This window comes from Isoptericola sp. NPDC060257, from assembly GCF_042726645.1.
GTDB classification, from domain to species: domain Bacteria; phylum Actinomycetota; class Actinomycetes; order Actinomycetales; family Cellulomonadaceae; genus Isoptericola; species Isoptericola nanjingensis.
The window spans coordinates 1-2,595 of sequence record NZ_JBHXAW010000406.1; the positions used below are offsets into that span (position 1 = coordinate 1).

The following is a 2,595-nucleotide window of genomic DNA, read 5'->3' on the forward strand; positions in this document are numbered from 1 at the left end:
CTCCGTCAACGAGGGCTTCTCCGGCGGTGAGAAGAAGCGCCACGAGATCCTCCAGATGGAGCTCTTCAAGCCGCACTTCGCGATCCTCGACGAGACCGACTCCGGCCTCGACGTCGACGCCCTGCGCGTCGTGTCCGAGGGCGTGAACCGCGCCAAGTCGAACACCGACGTCGGCGTGCTGCTCATCACGCACTACACGCGCATCCTGCGCTACATCAAGCCGGACTTCGTGCACGTCTTCGTCGACGGCAAGATCGCCGAGGAGGGCGGCCCCGAGCTCGCGGAGCAGCTCGAGGAGAACGGCTACGACAAGTACGTCGGCACCGGCGCGACGATGGCCTGACCTCCTCGTCGAGCACTCGACCAGGAGCCGTCACCAGGAGGACAGCATGACCACCACCGACACCGTGCGCCCGTCGCTCACCGCTGCGGAGCTCGCGGCCGTGCGGGCGGACTTCCCGCTGCTCGGGCGCACGGTGCGGGGTGGCCGGCCGCTGGTCTACCTGGACTCGGCCGCGACGTCGCAGAAGCCGAACGTCGTGCTCGAGGCGGAGGTCGACTTCTACGAGCAGCGCAACGCGGCCGTGCACCGCGGCGCGCACCAGCTCGCCGAGGAGGCGACCGAGGCGTTCGAGGACGCCCGGGCGGCCGTGGCGAGGTTCGTCGGGGCCGACGAGGGCGAGATCGTCTGGACGCCGGGCGCGACCGCGGCCCTCAACCTCGTGGCGTACGCGTTCTCCAACGCGACGGCCGGGCGCGGGGGAGCCGCCGCTGAGCGGTTCCGCCTGTCCCCGGGCGACGAGATCGTCGTCACCGAGGCGGAGCACCACGCCAACCTCGTGCCGTGGCAGGAGCTGTGCGCCCGTACCGGCGCCGTCCTGCGCTGGTTCGGCGTCGACGACGACGGGCGGATCGACCTGTCCGACGTCGCGGGCGTGATCACCGAGCGCACCCGCGTGGTGGCGTTCGGCCACGTGTCGAACGTGACGGGCGCGATCGCCCCCGTGGCAGAGCTGGTCACCGCCGCGAAGAAGGTCGGGGCCGTCACGGTGCTCGACGCGTGCCAGTCCGTGCCGCACCTGCCGGTGGACCTGCACGCCCTGGGCGTGGACCTCGCGGCGTTCAGCGCCCACAAGATGCTCGGCCCGACCGGCGTCGGCGCGCTGTACGGGCGGCGCGAGCTGCTCGAGGCGATGCCGCCGGTCACCACGGGCGGGTCGATGGTCGAGGTCGTGACCATGGCCGGGACGACGTACGCCCCGCCGCCGCAGCGGTTCGAGGCCGGCACGCAGATGGTCGCGCAGGCCGTCGGCATGGGCGTCGCGGCGCAGTGGCTGGACGAGCTGGGCATGGACCGCGTGGCCGAGCACGAGCGCGAGCTCGCGGCCGAGCTGGTGCGCATCGGCGAGATCCCCGGCGTGCGGATCGTCGGCCCGGCGGACGCGCGCGACCGGCTCGCCGTCGTGTCGTTCGTCGTCGACGGCGTGCACGCGCACGACGTGGGGCAGGTGCTCGACGACAAGGGCATCGCCGTCCGCGTGGGGCACCACTGCGCGCAGCCGCTGCACCGCCGGTTCGGCGTGGCGGCGACGGCGCGCGCGTCGGCCTCCGTGTACACCACGGCCGAGGAGATCGCGGCGTTCCGGGAAGCACTGGCGGGCGTACGCGCGTTCTTCGGTGTGGACTGACGTAGGCGGAGAGGACAGCAGTGAGCTCGCTCGAGCAGATGTACCAGCAGGTGATCCTGGACCACGCGAAGCGCCCGCACGGTCGGGGCCTCGTGGACGCGCCCACCGACCACCGGTCGGGGGAGTCGCACCAGGTGAACCCGACCTGCGGCGACGAGATCACGCTCCGCGTGGACGTCGACGGCACCACCGTGTCCGGCGTGTCCTGGGAGGGCCAGGGCTGCTCCATCTCGCAGGCGTCCGCCTCCGTGATGACGGAGCTCGTCACCGGGCACGACCTGGCCGACGTCGCCCGCCTGGACGCCGTCTTCCACGACCTCATGGCCTCGCGGGGCAAGGGTCTGGACGACGACGACGCGCTGGACGCCCTCGGCGACGCGAGCGCGTTCACCGGCGTCTCGCAGTACCCCGCCCGCATCAAGTGCGCGCTGCTCGGCTGGGCGGCGCTCAAGGACTCGCTGGCGCGCAGCGGCGCGCTGGGCTGAAGCCGACCTGAACCTGAGAGGACACGATGACCGAGAACACGACCGAGGCGGCTGCCCCGCCCGTCGCCGAGGCGGCCGCGGCCCCCACGCCCACCACGGCGGCGGACGTCGAGGAGGCCCTGCGCGACGTCATCGACCCCGAGCTGGGAATCAACGTCGTCGACCTGGGCCTCGTCTACGGCATCCAGGTGGACCAGAACAACATGTCCACCATCGACATGACCCTCACGTCGGCGGCCTGCCCGCTGACGGACGTCATCGAGGACCAGGCCGGCACCGCGCTCGAGGGGCTCGTCGACGGCTTCCGCATCAACTGGGTCTGGATGCCGCCGTGGGGCCCGGAGAAGATCACCGACGAGGGCCGTGAGCAGCTGCGGATGCTGGGGTTCAACGTCTGACCGAAAGTCGGGCATGTCGAGTAC

Annotated in this window: 3 protein-coding genes and 1 pseudogene; all 4 read left to right on the forward strand. The window is 71.9% G+C overall.

The window, feature by feature from the left end; translation table 11 throughout:
• Nucleotides 1-343, forward strand: a pseudogene (gene sufC / locus ACFWEK_RS20645) (Fe-S cluster assembly ATPase SufC); the annotation flags it as partial.
• Between the two features lie 46 nt (nucleotides 344-389).
• A complete protein-coding gene (locus tag ACFWEK_RS20650; RefSeq protein WP_430555252.1) occupies nucleotides 390-1,688 on the forward strand; it encodes a cysteine desulfurase in 1,299 nt (432 codons plus the stop codon).
• Between the two features lie 20 nt (nucleotides 1,689-1,708).
• Nucleotides 1,709-2,173: a Fe-S cluster assembly sulfur transfer protein SufU gene (gene sufU, locus ACFWEK_RS20655; protein WP_430546318.1), complete on the forward strand. Its 465-nt coding sequence runs from the start codon at nucleotides 1,709-1,711 to the stop codon at nucleotides 2,171-2,173.
• A 26-nt stretch (nucleotides 2,174-2,199) separates the two neighbouring features.
• Nucleotides 2,200-2,571, forward strand: a complete 372-nt coding sequence (locus ACFWEK_RS20660; RefSeq protein ID WP_430555253.1) for a metal-sulfur cluster assembly factor — start codon at nucleotides 2,200-2,202, stop codon at nucleotides 2,569-2,571.
• Nucleotides 2,572-2,595 lie beyond the last annotated feature (24 nt).

Excerpts from the sequence above, each read along its gene's own strand:
- ACFWEK_RS20660 (WP_430555253.1), top strand. The coding sequence starts at position 2,200 with ATGACCGAGAACACGACCGAGGCGGCTGCCCCGCCCGTCGCCGAGGCG.
- ACFWEK_RS20650 (WP_430555252.1), top strand. The coding sequence starts at position 390 with ATGACCACCACCGACACCGTGCGCCCGTCGCTCACCGCTGCGGAGCTC.